The sequence below is a fragment of the Pseudomonas sp. 1176_21 genome, from assembly GCF_052850635.1.
In genome coordinates this window covers 1-16905 of record NZ_VXCV01000015.1, presented here as the reverse complement: position 1 = coordinate 16905, position 16905 = coordinate 1, and the positions used below count along the sequence as shown (strand labels likewise).

At 65.7% G+C, this 16905-nt stretch carries 15 protein-coding genes; 6 read left to right on the top strand and 9 right to left on the bottom strand.

Translation table 11 applies throughout. From position 1 onward, the window contains the following. Window positions 1-41: 41 nt before the first annotated feature. Window positions 42-929 (top strand): EamA family transporter RarD, encoded by an 888-nt coding sequence (gene rarD / locus FW760_RS24040; RefSeq protein WP_043862930.1) that lies wholly within the window; start codon window positions 42-44, stop codon window positions 927-929. Here rarD and FW760_RS24035 read toward each other — a convergent pair. Further along, window positions 892-2463, bottom strand: a complete 1572-nt coding sequence (locus FW760_RS24035; RefSeq protein ID WP_043862931.1) for a TerC family protein — start codon at window positions 2461-2463, stop codon at window positions 892-894. The genes rarD and FW760_RS24035 overlap by 38 nt on opposite strands. A 269-nt stretch (window positions 2464-2732) precedes the next feature. Here FW760_RS24035 and FW760_RS24030 point away from each other — a divergent pair, with 269 nt between their 5' ends. Beyond that, window positions 2733-3326, top strand: a complete 594-nt coding sequence (locus FW760_RS24030; protein ID WP_446444042.1) for a LysE family translocator — start codon at window positions 2733-2735, stop codon at window positions 3324-3326. A 65-nt stretch (window positions 3327-3391) separates the two neighbouring features. Here FW760_RS24030 and FW760_RS24025 read toward each other — a convergent pair whose 3' ends face one another. Next, window positions 3392-4174: an AraC family transcriptional regulator gene (locus tag FW760_RS24025; RefSeq protein WP_088515382.1), complete on the bottom strand. Its 783-nt coding sequence runs from the start codon at window positions 4172-4174 to the stop codon at window positions 3392-3394. Window positions 4175-4310: 136 nt separating this feature from the next. Between FW760_RS24025 and FW760_RS24020 the strand changes: the two genes are divergently transcribed. Further along, window positions 4311-4862, top strand: a complete 552-nt coding sequence (locus FW760_RS24020) for an RNA 2'-phosphotransferase (protein WP_446444041.1) — start codon at window positions 4311-4313, stop codon at window positions 4860-4862. Here the strand turns inward: FW760_RS24020 and FW760_RS24015 are convergent. After that, entirely contained in the window at window positions 4859-5407 is a 549-nt protein-coding gene (locus tag FW760_RS24015) for a helix-turn-helix domain-containing protein (RefSeq protein ID WP_043862935.1), read from the bottom strand. The genes FW760_RS24020 and FW760_RS24015 overlap by 4 nt on opposite strands. A 161-nt stretch (window positions 5408-5568) precedes the next feature. Here FW760_RS24015 and FW760_RS24010 point away from each other — a divergent pair, with 161 nt between their 5' ends. Beyond that, complete coding sequence (locus tag FW760_RS24010) at window positions 5569-6351, top strand: aldolase (RefSeq protein ID WP_043862936.1); 783 nt, start codon at window positions 5569-5571, stop codon at window positions 6349-6351. Between the two features lie 25 nt (window positions 6352-6376). After that, window positions 6377-7261, top strand: coding sequence for a dihydrodipicolinate synthase family protein (locus FW760_RS24005; RefSeq protein ID WP_043862937.1), 885 nt, complete (start codon window positions 6377-6379; stop codon window positions 7259-7261). 83 nt (window positions 7262-7344) lie between these two features. Here FW760_RS24005 and FW760_RS24000 read toward each other — a convergent pair whose 3' ends face one another. From FW760_RS24000 to FW760_RS23985, 4 genes are all read right to left on the bottom strand, one after another. Further along, window positions 7345-9573 (bottom strand): TonB-dependent siderophore receptor, encoded by a 2229-nt coding sequence (locus FW760_RS24000; protein WP_446444040.1) that lies wholly within the window; start codon window positions 9571-9573, stop codon window positions 7345-7347. A 150-nt stretch (window positions 9574-9723) separates the two neighbouring features. Further along, window positions 9724-11142, bottom strand: a complete 1419-nt coding sequence (locus tag FW760_RS23995) for a short-chain fatty acid transporter (protein WP_043862939.1) — start codon at window positions 11140-11142, stop codon at window positions 9724-9726. A 143-nt stretch (window positions 11143-11285) separates the two neighbouring features. Next, window positions 11286-11942 carry a CoA transferase subunit B gene (locus FW760_RS23990; protein ID WP_054915387.1) on the bottom strand — a complete coding sequence of 219 codons (657 nt, stop codon included), beginning with the start codon at window positions 11940-11942 and terminating at the stop codon, window positions 11286-11288. 36 nt (window positions 11943-11978) lie between these two features. After that, window positions 11979-12677 (bottom strand): CoA transferase subunit A, encoded by a 699-nt coding sequence (locus tag FW760_RS23985; protein ID WP_043862941.1) that lies wholly within the window; start codon window positions 12675-12677, stop codon window positions 11979-11981. Window positions 12678-12883: 206 nt separating this feature from the next. On the opposite strand from FW760_RS23985, the gene FW760_RS23980 reads away from it, so the two are divergent. Next, entirely contained in the window at window positions 12884-13705 is an 822-nt protein-coding gene (locus tag FW760_RS23980) for an aldo/keto reductase (protein ID WP_446444039.1), read from the top strand. On the opposite strand, the gene FW760_RS23975 is transcribed toward FW760_RS23980, so the two are convergent. Together FW760_RS23975 and FW760_RS23970 are read right to left on the bottom strand one after the other, a co-directional pair. Beyond that, window positions 13706-16804, bottom strand: a complete 3099-nt coding sequence (locus FW760_RS23975) for an error-prone DNA polymerase (protein WP_446444038.1) — start codon at window positions 16802-16804, stop codon at window positions 13706-13708. It lies immediately after the preceding gene. Continuing rightward, the coding region (locus FW760_RS23970) for a hypothetical protein (RefSeq protein ID WP_446444067.1) at window positions 16780-16905 on the bottom strand (126 nt) is incomplete at its 5' end. The genes FW760_RS23975 and FW760_RS23970, both read right to left, overlap by 25 nt.

Sequence of the window (16905 nt, the reverse complement as noted above, 5' to 3'; positions counted from 1 at the left end):
CGCTCACCACTTCCCTACCCCTTCGTGCTCCCGAGGCCCCCTTGTCCAGAGGCATCGTTTCATCGGTCATGGCGTCGTGTCTGTTCGCCCTGATGTACTACTACACCTCCCTGCTCACCCCCCTCGACGGCGAGGAAATCTTCGGTTGGCGCATGCTGCTGACCCTGCCGTGCATCACGCTGTTCATGCTGCTGTCCAAGGACTGGCCACTGGCAATCGGCGTACTGCAGCGCATCCGGCGCAACCCGCTGCTGTTGCTGGGGCTGGTGGGTACCTCGACATTGATGGGGCTGCAGCTGTGGGTGTTCCTGTGGGCACCGCTGCACGGGCGCAGCATGGAGGTGTCGCTGGGGTACTTCCTGCTGCCGCTGACCATGGTGCTGACCGGGCGGGTGGTGTATGGCGAGCGCCTGTCACGCCTGCAGAAGGTCGCCGTGGCCTGCGCCGTGGTGGGGGTGGGGCATGAACTGATACGCCATGGCTCGTTCGCCTGGGAAACCCTGCTGGTGGCCGGCGGCTACCCGTTCTACTTCATCTTGCGGCGCAAGTTGCGCACCGATCACCTGGGCGGGCTGTGGGCCGACATGTGCCTGATGATGCCGCCCTCGGTGTACTTCATCGTGCAGGGCCCGCTGAGCGCAGCCGACCTGCTGGCCCACCCGCAGCTCTATGTGCTGATCCCGATCCTGGGCGTGATCAGCGCCCTGGCGCTGGTCACCTACGTGATGGCCAGCCGTCTGCTGGCGTTCAGCCTGTTCGGCCTGCTCAGCTATGTGGAACCGGTGCTGCTGGTGGCGGTGGCCCTGATCCTGGGCGAGAGCATCGCCCCGGATCAGTGGCTGACCTACCTGCCGATCTGGCTGGCAGTGGTGGTGCTGGTGCTCGAGGGGGTCAGGCACCTGCTGCGTCAGCGGCGGCGTTCGGTGTAAGCCGTACCTGCCGCACCCGGCGCTCCTGCACGGCCTCGACGGTCATCAGCCAGTCGCCCCAGGTCAGTTGATCGCCCACCCGCGGCAGGCGGTCGAGCAGGCTCATGACCAGGCCGGCGAGGGTCTGGTAGTCCTCGGTGGGCTTGGCCGCAAAGCCGATCTGCGCCTGGATCTGGCGCAGGTTCAGCGCGCCGTTGACCAGGTAGCCGTCCGGCGCCTGCACGATGCCCGGCCCTTCGACTTCACTGGCATCGGGCAGCTCGCCGGCGATGGACTCGAGGATGTCGGTCATGGTCAGCACGCCGGTGAAGTCGCCGAATTCGTTGACCACGAAGGCGATGTGGGTCGACTGGCTGCGCATCTGCTCCAGCGCGTTGAGGATGCTGAAACTCTCCAGCAGGTTCAGCGGCGTGCGCGCCAGGCGCTCCAGGTCCGGCTCGTGACCGGCCAGCAGCTCCCTGAGCAGCTCCTTCTTGTGCACGAAGCCCAGCGGCTCCTCCACCCGCCCCTGGCGAATCAGCGGCAGGCGCGAGTAGGACGAATGCATCAGCGCGGTACGGATCGCCTCCGGCGGTTGCGCCAGGTCGATGAAGTCGACTTTGGCGCGCACCGTCATCAGCGTTCTGATGGGGCGTTCGGCCAGGTTCAGCACGCCGCTGATCATCACCCGTTCGCGGCGGTCGAACAGCACCTGTTCATCGCCATCCTCGACCAGGTCGGCGATGTCCTCACCCACCTCGTCGGCCTGCAACCGGCGCCCGCCCAGCATGCGCATCACCGCGTGGGCGGTGCGCTCGCGCAATGGCCGGTGCTGTTGCAGGCTGCGCTTGCGCCGGGCGCGGGCCAGCTGGTTGAACAGCTCGATCAGGATCGAGAAGCCGATTGCCGCATACAGGTACCCCTTGGGTATATGAAAGCCCAGGCCCTCGGCGGTGAGGCTGAAGCCGATCATCATCAGAAAGCCCAGGCACAGCATGATCACCGTGGGGTGGGCGTTGACGAAGCGGGTCAGCGGCTTGCTCGCGACGATCATGATGCCGATGGAGAAGATCACCGCGATCATCATGATCGACAGGTGCTCGACCATGCCCACGGCGGTAATCACCGCGTCCAGCGAGAACACTGCATCGAGTACCACGATCTGCGCCACGATCGGCCAGAACGCCGAATGGCGCGCCGGGCCCTGATGGTGGGCGACATGCCCTTCGAGACGCTCGTGCAACTCCATGGTGGCCTTGAACAGCAGGAACACACCGCCGAACAGCATGATCAGGTCACGGCCCGAGAAGCTCTTGTCGAACACCTCGAACAGCGGCGCGGTCAGCGTCACCATCCACGAGATGCTGGCCAGCAGGCCCAGGCGCATGATCAGCGCCAGCGACAGGCCGATCACCCGCGCGCGGTCGCGCTGATGGGGCGGCAGCTTGTCGGCGAGAATCGCGATGAACACCAGGTTGTCGATACCCAGTACCAGCTCGAGCACGATCAGCGTGGCAAGGCCCAGCCAGGCCGTGGGGTCGGCTAGCCATTCCATGGGCAGGTACTCAGGCGGGAAACGTCACGGGGACGGGAAAGGGAGGATGGCCAGGACGGCCGGGTACTGGGAGGCTCCGAGAACGAAGTCATATCAACCTTGGGTCAATTAGGGACGGTGATCCTACAATTTCAGCTGACTTTTCTCACAGCGTGAAATTATTTCAATCTGTGGCAAAACACGCGCTGCGGCACAGGGCAATTTCCTTCAATACCCCACCGACCTTCCCGCCTACCCTCGCTGCACCCTCCCCCTCAAGGATCTGCCGCATGAGCCTCAGCCTTTCCATGGCCGCCTTCGCCCTGGCCGCCTCCATTTCCCCTGGCCCGGTCAACATCGTTGCCCTGGGCGCCGGCGCACGGCATGGCTTGCGCCCGGCCATGCGCCACGTTACCGGCGCCACCCTGGGGTTCATACTGCTGCTGGTACTGATCGGCCTGGGCCTGCACGAGGTGCTGCGCCACTGGCCAGGCCTTGCCGTTGCCCTGCACTGGGCCGGGGTGCTGTTTCTGCTGTACATGGCATGGAAACTGGCCCGCGACGACGGCGCGCTCGGTGAAGGGCGTGATACCCACGCACCCAGCCTGCTGCGCGGCGCTGCCATGCAATGGCTCAACCCCAAGGCCTGGCTGGCCTGCGTGGCGGGCATCGGCGCCTTCGTGGGCCAGGGCGAAACCGCCATGCTGGGCCAGTTCAGCCTGATCTACCTGGTGATCTGCTACCTCTCGCTGGGCAGCTGGGCGCTGGCCGGCAGCCTGATCCGCAGCTACCTCGACAACCCGCGGCGCCTGCGCCTGTTCAATCGCAGCCTGGCCGCCCTGCTGGTGCTGAGTGCGCTGTACCTGATGCAGGGGTCTGTATGAAAAAGACGAAGGTCAGGCTGTTTTCAACGCAGCATCACCGAGTATCAAGGCTTTTCGTACAGCGCCTAGGCTGAGCGGTAATGCCCGGGCGTCGCAGCCAGGTGCTGCTTGAATGCCCGTTGCAGATGCGCCTGGTCGGCAAACCCGGCCTCCAGCGCCACCTCGGCGATCAGCCGGCCCTGGCGCAACTGGGCGCGGGCGTACTGCACGCGGCAGTCCAGCACAAAGCCGTGCGGGGTCAGGCCGTAATGCTGCTTGAAGGTGCGGATCAGATACGAGGTGGACAAGCCGGCCGCCTGGCTGATGTCTTCGAGCTTGAGCGGTTCGGTGCAATGTGCGCGAATGAATGCCGCCGCCCGCTCCAGGCGCGCATCCGGCCTGGCCAGCGGCGGTGGCGCTGCCTCCAGCTGCTGGCGCAGGTCGCCGAAGAACGCTTCGGCAGCCGCCGCCTTGCACGCCGCGCCACGCTGGTTGTCGATGAGCACGTCGTACAACTGCAACAGGGCCTCGAACAGGGCCGGGGCGGTACTCAGGGTGGCAGCGACCGGTGCGAAGCCAAGCCGGGTCAGCCACGGCATGTCCACGTACAACATCAGGTACGACCACGGCTGGTCGGCGATCGGGTTGCAGGCGTGCACCACACCGGGGTTCATCATCACCACCGTGCCGGTCTCGACCTCGCGCCAGGTGTGCCCGCTGAGGTAGGAGCTACGCCCGGCAGTGATCGCACCGATGGAGAACCCGGCATGGGAATGGCGCGCATAGCAGACCTTGCGACCGTCTGCGACCCCGCGCGCCTCGATGAAGGGCAACGCCGGGTCACGCCAGAAATACGAGGTGGTGGTCATCGCGTGCGGGCCTGTGGGCAGTGGAACAACGCGCACTCTATCAGGCTTCAAGGCGTGCCACTGCCCCTTGCGCACCGCTCGTCGCCGCTTGCGCGCCCTGATAAGCTGCCGCGCAGACCGTTCAAGGAAGACCCGCATGAGCAGCAAGCACTTCACCGAAACCAGCAAATTTCTCAGCTACGTGCTGCGTCACGCCCCCGAATCCATCGATCTGCAACTGGACAGCGAAGGCTGGGGCGATGTCGATGCACTGATTGCCGGCGCCGCTCGCCAGGGCCGCGCGCTGGACCTGGCGCACCTGCAGGCGGTGGTGGCCAGCAGCGACAAGAAACGCTTCGGCCTGTCGGACGATGGCCGCAGGATTCGCGCCGTACAGGGGCACTCGACAGCGACGGTCGAGCTCCAGTACGCGCCCAAGGCGCCGCCTGCCGAGCTGTACCACGGTACGGCAACGCGCTTTCTCGATTCGATTGCCCAACAGGGCCTGATCGCCGGCAACCGTCACCACGTGCACCTGTCCCAAGACCCCGCCACGGCCATTGCGGTCGGCCAGCGTTACGGCTCACCGGTACTGCTGCACATCGATGCAGCGGCAATGCACGCCCAGGGCCTTGCGTTCTTCCAGGCCGACAATGGCGTATGGCTGACGGCCCACGTGCCGGTGGCGTTCATTCGACAGCCCGGTTAAACCGGCGAGTCGGCGTCGTGCACCACCACCAGCAACTGCGCCTGCACCGCCCCGACCGAGCGTAGCCGGTGCGGTGTCTGGGCATTGAAGTGCAGCGCATCGCCGCGCTCGAGCAACACCCGCTCGTGCATGAAGTCCACTTCCACCTGCCCTTCGTGCACGAACAGGAACTCTTCGCCCAGGTGCTCCTTGAACGTCGAGTCGCTGAAGTCCGCCGGCGGGCAGATGATGAACGGCAGCAGGCTGCGCTGGCCGATATGCTGGGCCAGCACCGCGTAGCCCGGCCCTTCGGCGCTGCCGGACAACGCCTGGCGCTCACCCCGGCGTACCAGGCTGTAGCGCGCCTGCGCAGGCTGGTCTTCGGCGAACAGTTCTTCCACGTTCACGTTCAACGCCCGCGCCAGTTTCAGCGCCGCCGCAATCGAAGGCGTGTTCAGACCCCGCTCCACCTTGGACAGGTAGCTCTTGGTCATGGCCGTTTTCTCGGCCAGCGTCTCAAGCGTCAGCCCAAGTTTTTTTCTTAATACTTTCAATCGGATAGACATTTAACGCCGCTATTCCCGGTGCAATGGGCAACCTTTCCCTTGCCAATGACACTTTGTGTCATATAGCCTTGTTTGTGTCATTAGATTGACCACCCCGCTCACCTTCCAAGCAACCGGGGCGGGCCAGCCCTGACGTCCGATCCGCCACCGAGGAAACCCCAATGGCCAAGACATTAGCACTCCCCAAGGACCAACTGGTCAAGCAGGCCCTGGAACAGATGCAGGGCTCGCTTGCCGATAATACGTGGACTGTGCGTGAAAAGCTGGCGCTGACCTGCCGAATCCTGTTCGACAACGGCCACGACTCCGGCCTGGCCGGGCAGATCAGTGCCCGCGGCCCGCAACCGGGCACCTTCTACACCCAGCAACTGGGGCTGGGCTTCGATGAAATCACCGCCAGCAACCTGCTATTGGTCAACGAGGACCTGGAGGTGCTCGAAGGCAGCGGCATGCCCAACCCGGCCAATCGCTTTCACAGCTGGGTGTACCGCGCACGCCCGGATGTGAACTGCATCATCCACACCCACCCGACCCACATCGCCGCGCTGTCGATGCTCGAGGTACCGTTGCAGGTGTCGCACATGGACCTCTGCCCGCTGTACGAGGACTGCGCGTTTCTCGAAGGCTGGCCCGGGGTGCCGGTGGGCAACGAGGAAGGCGAGCTGATCAGCGCGGCGCTGGGCGACAAGCGCGCCATCCTGCTCTCGCACCACGGCCAGCTGTCGACCGGCGCCAGCATCGAGGAAGCCTGTGTGATCGCGCAGTTGATCGAGCGCGCGGCGCGCCTGCAGTTGCTGGCGATGTCAGCCGGCCAGATCAAGCCCATCGAGCCGGTGCTGGGGCGCGAAGCGCACGACTGGATCGCCCGCCCCAAGCGCCACGGCGCGGCGTTCGCCTACTATGCCCGGCAGTGCCTGCGTCAGCATGCCGATTGCCTGAACTGAACCTGTTTTCTGCGGAGTGTTTTTCATGTCCACGACTTTTCACGGCATCATCGGCTACACCATCACCCCGTTCAGCGCCGACGGCACCCAGCTCGACCTGACGGCCCTTGGCCGCTCCATCGATCGGCTGATCGAAGGTGGGGTACAGGCCATCGCGCCCCTGGGCAGCACGGGCGAAGGCGCCTACCTGAGCGACCGCGAGTGGGACCAGGTGGCCGAGTTCAGCCTGGCGCACATTGGCGGGCGGGTACCGACCATTGTCAGCGTCTCGGACCTGACCACCGCCAGCGCCATGCGCCGCGCGCGCTTTGCCGAGGCCCATGGGGCAGATGCGGTGATGGTATTGCCGGCGGCCTACTGGAAGCTGAGCGAAGCCGAGATCCTGCAGCACTACCAGAGCATCGGCGACTGCATCGGCGTGCCGATCATGCTCTACAACAACCCGGCCACCAGCGGCACCGACCTGTCGGTGGAGCTGATCATGCGCATCGTGCGCCAGGTCGAGAACGTGACCATGGTCAAGGAGAGTACCGGCGACATCCAGCGCATGCACAAGCTGCAGCAGTTGGGCGAAGGCCAGGTGCCTTTCTACAACGGCTGCAACCCGTTGGCCCTGGAAGCGTTCGTGGCCGGTGCCACGGGCTGGTGCACGGCGGCAGCCAACCTGATTCCGGCGCTCAACCAGCAGCTGTACCAGGCCGTGCTGGGTAACGACCTTGAGGCGGCGCGGGCGCTGTTCTACCGGCAGTTGCCATTGCTGGAGTTCATCCTCAAGGGCGGCTTGCCGGCGACGGTGAAGGCAGGGTTGGCGTTGACGGGGCTGGAGGTGGGCGAGCCGCGCAGGCCGGTGTTCGGGCTGGATGACGCCGGGCGTGAGCGGTTGCGCGGGTTGCTCGAACAGATGGGGTAAGGCCTTCTCACGGCCTCGGCGCACGGGATTGCCACGGCCAACAGGGCATGCATCGCCAGCCCTGTTGGCTCGGCTTCAGGGCGCTACAACCGCCAATCCAGGCTCACCGTCAGCGTGCGCGGATCACCCCAGTACACCCCGTTGTAGAACCCCACGTTGTTGTAGTACCTGGTATCCAGCAGGTTCTTCACGTTCAAGGACGCCGACAGGTGTTCGTCGAACTCGTAACGGGACATCAACCCCACCACCGTGTAGGACCGCTGGCGAATGTCAGCCGGCGCCGTGATGATCCGGCCATCGCTGCCTCGCCCCACCGGACGATTGCCGCTGCGGTAGATGTCGCTCTGCCAATCCACCGACCCACCCACGGTCAACCTGTCCATCACCCTGTAGGTGCTGTTCCAGCGCACCATGTTCAACGGCTGGGTGGTGTTGCGCCGCTTGTGCTCGGCATCCAGCGAGTGGGTGTAGCTGTAGCCCAGGGTCATGTTCCACCCCGCCATCACCTCGCCAGCGACCTCCGCCTCGAAGCCCTCCACGGTATTGCCCTTGCCGCCGGACTTGTAATACTGCTCGCCGTTGGGCCCTACCGGAATGGAATCGTCCACCTCGGCCACGTTGTCCTGCTTGCTGCGAAACACCGCCGTCGACAGGTTCAGGCGCTCGTCCAGCAGGCTGCCCTTCAGCCCCACCTCGTAGTTGCTGCCCACCACCGGTTCCAGGTACTTGTCGTCGACATCCTTGTAGTTCTGCGGCTTGAAGATGTCGGTGTAGCTGGCGTACACGGTGTATTGGTCGGTGATGTCGTACAGAACGCCCGCATAGGGTGTCCACACATCATTGTGGGTGCGGCTGGAGCGCGGGTTCTCCACCACCTGCCCCGCCGCATCGAATGCCCATGAGCGCCCCGTGACCTTCCAGCTGCCGTAGCGGCTGCCCAGCACCAGGTGCAGTGCATCGGTCACGTTCAGCCGGGTGGCGACATAGCCGGCCTTCTGCTGCGTGGTATCGCGCGAACCATCCAGGTTGGTCACGGTATCGGCGAACTTGTCTACCCCGCCCAGGTACTTCCAGTCGGGGATGGTCGTGTAGCCGGGCGGCAGGTCCAGGGGCCGCTTGAGCGGCGCGCTGTTGCGCCGCTGCGACTCGCCATAGCCGATCATGAATTCGTGCTCGCGCCCCAGCAGCGCAAAGGGCCCGCCCAGGTTGAGGTCGGCGGCGCTCATTTTCTCGTCGCCGATGAAGTGGCTGACCCAGGCATTCATGCCGCTGCGGTCGGCCTCGGGGAAGCCCTGGCCACCGAAGTACACCTTGCCGTCGGTTTCGCTCTGGCGGTAGGTGTAGGCGGCCTTGAGGTGCCAGTCGCCGCCCAGGCGCTGGTCGAGGGCGGCGAACACGGTCTCGTCCTTGAGCGGCCATGAACTCCACGGCGCCGAGATGTTGTTCGAACGCGGCAGCTTGGCCTTGCCACCGGAGGCGTTCCAGTACGGCACGGTGCCCCACGAGGCACCCTGTACATGCTTGTTCTGGTAGTCGTACCCCACCGCCAGCACGGTGTCGTCGCTCAGGTCGCCCTCGAGAATGCCGTAGGCCACCTCGCGCTGGGTCTGGTAGCGGTCGCGAAACGAATGGGCATCGCGGTAGGCCAGCACGCTGCGCCCGCGCAGACGGCCGTCGAAGGCCAGCGGCCCGCCCACGTCGACATAGCTGTAGTAGTTGTCGTAGCTGCCGCCACGCAGGCCGGTTTTCACCGCCAGTTCATGGGTGGGGCGCTTGCGCATCATGTTGATGGTGCCCGACGGGTCGCCGGCGCCGGTGGTCAGCCCGGTGGCGCCACGCACCACTTCGATGCGGTCGTAGATGATGGTGTCCGAGTCGGACTTGAGCCCCGCGAAGGTGTTGAGCATGCCGTCGATCTGGAAGTTGTCGATGGCATAGCCGCGCGAGTTGTAGGTGGGGCGCTCGGAGTCGTTGCGCTGCACCACCACGCCCGTCACCTGGCCCATGGCTTCGGAGAGGTTGTCGAGCTGGAAGTCGTCCAGCTGCTGGCGGGTCAGCACCGACATCGACTGCGGGGTGTCCTTGATCGACAGGTTCAGGCGGGTTGCGGTGCTCATGCTGCCGGTGGTGTAGGCCCCGGTGTTTTCGGTGGTGCTGCCCAGGCCCTGGGCACTCACGTTGGTCGAACCCAGCTCCAGCGCCTGGGGGGCGGCGTCGGGCAGGGGTTCGTTGTCAGCCAGTGCGACGGCGCTGCAGGCGGTGCCGTACAGGCCCAGTGTCAACGTCATGGAACGGGTAATCGGCGCGAACATCGCGGCCTTCTCCTTGTTTTACGGCGGGAAATTCCGTTTAGAAATACACAGCGGGACATCATCGGATCACCCTTAATACGAATGCTTATCGATTTAATTTAGGCATGAAAAAGGCGATCCGAAGATCGCCTTTTTTACCCGCCGGATGCGCTACGGCATCACAGGTGGCGTGTACTGCAACGTGGTGCCCAGCGCCCAGAGCAAGAACAGCACCAGCGGCACGTGCACCAGCAACTGCACGAACGAGAAGCCGATCAGGTCGCGCGCCTTGAGCCCCAGCACGCCCAGCAGCGGCAGCATGTAGAACGGGTTGATCAGGTTGGGCAGCGCCTCGGCGGCGTTGTAGATCTGCACCGCCCAGCCCAGGTGGTACTGCAGGTCGTTGGCCACCAGCATCACGTAGGGCGCCTCGATGATCCACTTGCCGCCACCGGAGGGAATGAAGAAGCCCAGCACCGCGGAGTACACGCCCATCAGCAAGGCGTAGGTGTCATGCGAGGCGATCTGCACGAAGAAGGTGGAGATATGGTGCGCCAGGGTTTGCGCGTCCACGCCCTTGACCTGGGTGAGGATGGCCGCGATCGAGCCGTACAGCGGGAACTGGATCAGTACCCCGGTGGTGGTCGGCACCGCACGGCCCACCGCATCCAGGAAGCTGCGCGGGCGCCAGTGCAGCAAGGCGCCGAGCATGATGAACAGAAAGTTGTAGGTATTGAGCCCCGAGATCGCGGTGATGGCCGGCTTGGTCGAGAACTCGTGGTACAGCCAGCCAGCCGCCAGGGCCACCAGCAGCAGGGTCAGCACCGGGCTGTATTCCAGCCATTCACCTGGGCGCGTGCGCTGCGCCGGTGGTGGTGCGCTGAAGCTGGGGTCGATGCCACAGGCCTGGGCATCGCGGGCACTCTGCGGGCCGGGTGCAGTGGCGTAGGCCACGATCAGCGACACGATGACCAGCGCCGCCAGCATCACGCCCGACTGCCAGAGGAAGATGGTTTCGGTGAACGGGATCACCCCGGTGATCGCCAGGATCGACGGCGGCAGGCTGGCCGGGTTGGCTTGCAGCTGCGCGGCCGACGAGGACAGGCCCAGGGCCCATACGGCGCCCAGGCCCAGGTAGGCGGCGGCACCGGCGGCGCGGTAGTCCATCTTCAGGTCGGTACGGCGCGCCAGGGCGCGTACCAGCAGGCCGCCGAACACCAGCGACAGGCCCCAGTTGAGCAGCGAGGCGACCATCGATATCAGCGCCACCCAGCACACGGCCGAACGGCCGTTCTTCGGAATGCGCGCCAGGCGGTCGATGAGTTTCACCGCCGGCGGCGAGCTGGCCACCACATAGCCGCCGATGACCACGAAGGCCATCTGCATGGTGAAGGGGATCAGGCTCCAGAACCCGTCACCGAAGGCGGTGGCGGTATCGAGGGGTTTGGCGCCCATGGCCAGGGCGGCCAGTGACACCAGCACCACGGCCAGGGCGGCGAACACCCAGGAGTCGGGGAACCAGCGTTCGGCCCAGTTGGAGCAACGCAGGGCAAAGCGGGCGGAGCGGCTGTCTTGGAGTTCGGCGGCCACGGGATTTTCCTTCTTATTGATTTTTTTTGAACGACTGAAGGCCCCTTCGCCGGCAAGGCCGGCTCCTGCACAGGAATGCGTGGTTCCCTGCAGGAGCCGGCCTTGCCGGCGAAGAGGCCAGCACAGGCAAGGCGGTTATCAGCCTAGAACGTCATCTCTTTCACATCATCGGCCACGATCAGCTTGCCGGCGGTCTTGGCGACGATCTCTTCCACGCTCACCCCCGGCGCCGTCTCGCGCAGGATGAACGCGCCATTCTCGATCTCAAGATAGGCCAGGTCGGTCAGCACCTTGCGGATGCAGCCGGCACCGGTCAGCGGCAGGCTGCAGCGCGACAGCAGCTTGGACTCGCCGTCCTTGGAGGCATGGGTCATGGTGACGATGATGTTCTCGGCACCGGCCACCAGGTCCATCGCCCCGCCCATGCCCTTGACCAGTTTGCCCGGGATCATCCAGGAGGCGATGTTGCCCTCCACGTCCACCTCGAACGCCCCCAGCACGGTGAGGTCGACGTGGCCGCCACGGATCATCGCGAAGGACTCGGCCGAGTTGAAGATCGACGCGCCGGTGCGGGCGGTCACGGTCTGCTTGCCGGCGTTGATCATGTCGGCGTCCAGCTGCGCTTCGGTGGGGAATTCCCCCATGCCCAGCAGGCCGTTCTCCGATTGCAGCATCACGTCCATATCCGCCGGGACGTAGTTGGCCACCAGGGTCGGGATGCCGATGCCAAGGTTGACGTAGTAGCCGTCCTTGAGTTCACGGGCTACACGTTGTGCCATTTGTTCGCGGGTAAGTGCCATGCTCAGGTTCTCTTTGTTGTTCTGCGCGGGGTCGGGTCAGGCTTTGACGGTGCGTTTTTCGATACGCTTCTCGAACGTGCCGACGATGACCCGGTCGACGTAGATGCCCGGGGTATGGATCTCGGTAGGCAGCAGCACGCCTGGCTCGACGATCTCCTCGACCTCCACCACGGTGATCTTGCCGGCGGTGGCGGCCAGCGGGTTGAAGTTCTGCGCGGTGTTGCGGTACACCACGTTGCCGTAGTGGTCGGCCTTCCAGCCCTTGACGATGGCGAAGTCACCGGTGATGGCTTCTTCGAGGATGTACTTGCGCCCGTTGAATTCGCGCACTTCCTTGCCTTCGGCCACCGGGGTGCCGTAGCCGGTGGCGGTGAAGAAGGCCGGGATGCCGGCGCCGCCGGCGCGCATCTTCTCGGCCAGGGTGCCTTGCGGGGTAAGTTCCACTTCCAGCTCGCCGCTGAGCAGCTGACGCTCGAACTCGGCATTTTCGCCCACATACGAGGCGACCATCTTGCGGATCTGGTGGTCTTCGAGCAGCACGCCCAGGCCGAAGCCGTCGACGCCGCAGTTGTTGGACACCACGGTCAGGCCGCGCACGCCGCGGCGCTTGATCTCGGCAATGAGGTTTTCAGGGATGCCGCACAGGCCGAAGCCGCCTGCCAGTACGGTCATGTTGTCGGCAAGGCCTTCGAGGGCCTCTTCATAGGTCGCTACGCGCTTGTCCAGTCCGGCCATGCTGATTCGCCTTTTGTAGTTGTAGAACCGACGAGGGTCGTCGGAGAGCGTCTGGGGCCATCTTCACCCTTGGCCACTCATTTGTTAATTTTGTTTTTTTGATGGATTGATTGGTTATTCAAATCAATGTCGACGCGGGTAGGCTTGACCCGCCACAAAACCCTAAAGGACAGTAGACCACCCTCCCCACTTTGCAGGAGCCTTCCATGCGTACGCTCGAACTCGGCGACTCCACCGTACCCGTCATCGGCCAGGGCACCTGGTACATGGGCGAAGACCCCGGCCAGCAGAAAGCCGAGGTCGCCGCCCTGCAACACGGCATCGACCTGGGCCTGACGTTGATCGACACCGCCGAAATGTATGCCGAGGGCGGCGCCGAGCGGGTGGTGGGCCAGGCCATCCAGGGGCGTCGCGAGCAGGTCTGCGTGGTCAGCAAGGTGTACCCGCACAACGCCAGCCGCAGCGGCATCCCCGCCGCCTGCGAGCGCAGCCTGCAGCGCCTGGGCACCGACCATATCGACCTGTACCTGCTGCACTGGCGCGGCCAGTACCCGCTGGAGGAAACCGTCGAAGCCTTCGAGCGCCTGCGCGAGGCCGGCAAGATCCGGCGCTGGGGCGTGTCCAACTTCGATACCGATGACCTGCGCGAGCTGGACAACCCGGCCTGCGCCACCAACCAGGTGCTGTACAACCCCGAGCAGCGCGGCATCGAGTTCGACCTGCTGCCCTACAGCCACAAGCGCCACTTGCCAACCATGGCCTACTGCCCGCTGGCCCAGGCCGGACGCCTGCTCAAAAACGCGACCCTCAACCAGATCGCCGAACGTCATGGCGCCACCGCGGCCCAGGTGGCGTTGGCCTGGGTAACCCGAGAAGACGGCATGATCGCGATCCCCAAGGCGGTGGACAAGCGCCATGTGCAACTCAATGCCGCCGCAGCCAGCCTGACCTTGAGCAGCGAAGACCTGCGCGCCATCGACCGCGCCTTCCCGCCGCCCACCCGCAAGCAGCGCCTGGCGATGGTGTGATCAGCGAAAGTCGCGGCTGCGCACATCCAGCCCGTGCAACAGCGGGCTGAGGTCTTCCAGGCGCTTCGCGATCAGGTGGCGCACGCCGTCGGCGCATTCGAGCGTACCCATCACCCGCAGCAGCTGCGAGCCCACCAGCACCCGGCGCTGACGCTCGGCCAGCTCGCGCCACACCACCACGTTGACCATGCCGAACTCATCCTCCAGGGTCACGAAGGTCACGCCGCTGGCAGTGCCTGGCCGCTGGCGCCCGGTGACCAGCCCCGCCACGCTCACCGCATCGCCGTGTTCGGCCCCCTCCAGGGCCTGCGAACTGCGACAGCCCAGGCCATTCAGGCGTCGGCGCAGCAGGCTCAGCGGGTGCGGGCCCAATGTGGTGCCGACGCTGGCATAGTCGGCAAACAGGTCCTCGCCCACGCTGGGCACCGGCAGGTTCACCGGCACTTCACGGGGCGGCTCCACCCCGGCGAACAGCGGCAGTTGCGCCTGCACCGCCGCCACTTCCCAGCGCGCCTGATAACGGTGCCCGGCCAGGGCGCCCAGGGCCCCGGCATCGGCCAGCAGCGCCCGCGCCCGCGCATCCAGGCCGGCACGCAGGCACAGGTCGGCCACATCGCCGAACGCCCGCTGCGCCCTGGCCTGTGCCAGGCGCAGGGCATCGTCCTGGCGAAAGCCGCGCACCTGGCGCAGGCCAAGGCGCAGCGCCAGTTCATCGCCGCCCACCGGCTCCAGGCTGCAGTCCCACTGGCTGTGCTGCACATCCACCGGGCGAATCTTGATGCGGTGGCGGCGCGCGTCCTGCAGGATCTGGTCCGGGCTGTAGAAGCCCATCGGCCAGCTGTTGATCAGCGCACAGGCGAAGATCGCCGGCTCGTGGCACTTGAGCCAGCAACTGGCGTAGGTCAGCAAGGCAAAGCTGGCCGCGTGGGACTCGGGGAACCCGTAGCTGCCAAAGCCCTTGATCTGCTCGAAGATGCGCTCGGCGAACTCGACGCTGTAGCCGTTGTTCAGCATGCCCCGGGTCAGCCGCTCGCGGTGTGGCTCCAGCCCGCCGTGACGTTTCCAGGCGGCCATCGAACGGCGCAACTGGTCGGCCTCGCCTGCCGTATAGTCGGCAGCCACCATGGCCAGTTCCATCACCTGTTCCTGAAACAGCGGCACACCCAGGGTGCGCTCGAACACCTTCTTCAGCGCATCCGACGGGTAGGTCACCTGCTCCTGCTTGTTACGCCGGCGCAGGTACGGGTGCACCATGTCGCCCTGGATCGGCCCGGGGCGCACGATGGCCACCTCGATCACCAGGTCGTAGAACTCGCGTGGCTTGAGCCGCGGCAGCATGGCCATCTGCGCCCGTGACTCGATCTGGAACACCCCCACGGTATCGGCACGGCCGATCATGTCGTAGGTGGGGACATCGTCCGGCGGCAGGGTCGCGATGGTCAGCTCGCGCCCGCGGTGGTAGCGCACCAGGTCGAAGCAGCGGCGCAAGGCGCTGAGCATGCCCAGGGCCAGGATATCGACCTTGAGCAGGCCGACCATGTCCAGGTCGTCCTTGTCCCACTGGATCACCGTGCGTTCGTCCATGGCGGCGTTTTCCACCGGCACCAGGGTGTCCAGTGGCTGCTCGGAAATCACGAAGCCACCAGGGTGCTGCGACAGGTGCCGGGGGAAGCCGATCAGCTCGCCGGTCAAGGTCAGCACCCGGTGCAGCAGCGGGCTGTCGGGGTCGAAACCGGCTTCGCGCAACCGCTCCGGCGGCGGGATGCGGTCGGTCCAGCGCCCGCAGCAATCGGCCAGGGCGTTGATCTGGTCGGGCGGCAGCCCCAGCACCCGGGCAATGTCGCGCACCGCCCCGGCGGCATGGTAGGTGCTGGCCACGGCCGTCAGGGCGGCGCGGTGGCGGCCATAGCGGTTGAACACGTATTGCAGCACCTCTTCGCGCCGTTCGTGCTCGAAGTCCACGTCGATGTCCGGCGGCTCGTCGCGCTCACGCGATAAAAAGCGCTCGAACAGCAGGTGCGTGCGGGTCGGGTCCAGCTCGGTGATGCCCAGCACGAAGCACACCACCGAGTTGGCTGCCGAGCCCCGGCCCTGGCACAGGATGCCCTGGCCACGGGCAAAATGAACGATGTCGTAGACGGTCAGGAAGTAGCTCTCGTAGCCCAGCTCGGCGATCAGCGCCAGTTCGTGTTCGAGGGTCTGGCGCACGGCCGGCTCGATTCCCCCAGGCCAGCGCCACGGCACCTGGCGTTCGCACAGCGTGCGCAGCCAGCCGGTCGGCGTGTACCCCTCGGGCACCACTTCGCGCGGGTACTGGTAGCGCAACTGGCCGAGGTCGAAGGTGCAGCGCCGGGCAATCTCCAGGGTGGCCTCAAGCAGGTGGGCCGGGTACAGCTCGGCCAGCTGCGCCAGGGGCCGCAGGTGCCGCTCGCCATTGGCGAACAGGTGCTGCCCGGCACCGGCCACGGTGCTGTGATGGCGCAGCGCGCTCATGCAGTCCTGCAGCGCGCGCCGCCCACGCGCATGCATGTGCACGTCGCCACAGGCCACGGTGCGCAGGTTCAGGCTCGCGGCCAACCCCTGCAGTTGTTGCAGGCGCTGATGGTCGTCGGCACCGCGATGCAGTTGCACCGCCAGCCACAGGCGCTCGCCGAACACCTCGCGCAGCCACAGGCCGGGGCCGGCCTGCAACGGCTCGTCCGGCACCCACAGCGCCAGCAGGCCGTGCAGCGGGCCGGCGAAGTCTTCGCGCAGCAGCTGGTATTCGCCCTTTTTCGCCCGGCGCCGCGCCAGGGTGATGAGCCGGCACAGGTGCTGGTAGCCGCTCAGGTTTTCAACCAGCAGCACCAGCCTGGGGCCGTCGTGCACCCGCACCTCGCTGCCGACGATCAGCTTGAGGCCCGTCTCCCTGGCTGCCTGCCAGGCGCGCACGATACCGGCCAGGGTGCATTCGTCGGTGATCGCCAGGGCCTGGTAGCCCTGCTGGTGCGCCCGCTCGAACAGCTCGCGGGCACTCGAGGCCCCGCGCTGGAAGGTGAAGTTCGACAGGCAGTGCAGCTCGGCATAGCCCACGCTCATGCGAACCAGCCCTGCAGCCACAACGGCCCGCCTTCGCCCAGTGGCCGGTAGGCCCAGCCGCGCTGGCCAGCCGGGGTTTCGACCAGGTAGTAGTCACGCCGTACATCGCCGCCATCCCACCA

Bases quoted from the DNA above. Each gene is read 5' to 3' on its own strand.
- FW760_RS24010 (WP_043862936.1), top strand. From the start codon at position 5,569: ATGGCCAAGACATTAGCACTCCCCAAGGACCAACTGGTCAAGCAGGCC.
- FW760_RS24015 (WP_043862935.1), bottom strand. From the start codon at position 5,407: ATGTCTATCCGATTGAAAGTATTAAGAAAAAAACTTGGGCTGACGCTT.
- FW760_RS24020 (WP_446444041.1), top strand. From the start codon at position 4,311: ATGAGCAGCAAGCACTTCACCGAAACCAGCAAATTTCTCAGCTACGTG.
- FW760_RS23990 (WP_054915387.1), bottom strand. From the start codon at position 11,942: ATGGCACTTACCCGCGAACAAATGGCACAACGTGTAGCCCGTGAACTC.
- FW760_RS23985 (WP_043862941.1), bottom strand. From the start codon at position 12,677: ATGGCCGGACTGGACAAGCGCGTAGCGACCTATGAAGAGGCCCTCGAA.
- FW760_RS24030 (WP_446444042.1), top strand. From the start codon at position 2,733: ATGAGCCTCAGCCTTTCCATGGCCGCCTTCGCCCTGGCCGCCTCCATT.
- FW760_RS23980 (WP_446444039.1), top strand. From the start codon at position 12,884: ATGCGTACGCTCGAACTCGGCGACTCCACCGTACCCGTCATCGGCCAG.
- FW760_RS24025 (WP_088515382.1), bottom strand. From the start codon at position 4,174: ATGACCACCACCTCGTATTTCTGGCGTGACCCGGCGTTGCCCTTCATC.
- FW760_RS24000 (WP_446444040.1), bottom strand. From the start codon at position 9,573: ATGTTCGCGCCGATTACCCGTTCCATGACGTTGACACTGGGCCTGTAC.
- FW760_RS24005 (WP_043862937.1), top strand. From the start codon at position 6,377: ATGTCCACGACTTTTCACGGCATCATCGGCTACACCATCACCCCGTTC.
- FW760_RS24035 (WP_043862931.1), bottom strand. From the start codon at position 2,463: ATGGAATGGCTAGCCGACCCCACGGCCTGGCTGGGCCTTGCCACGCTG.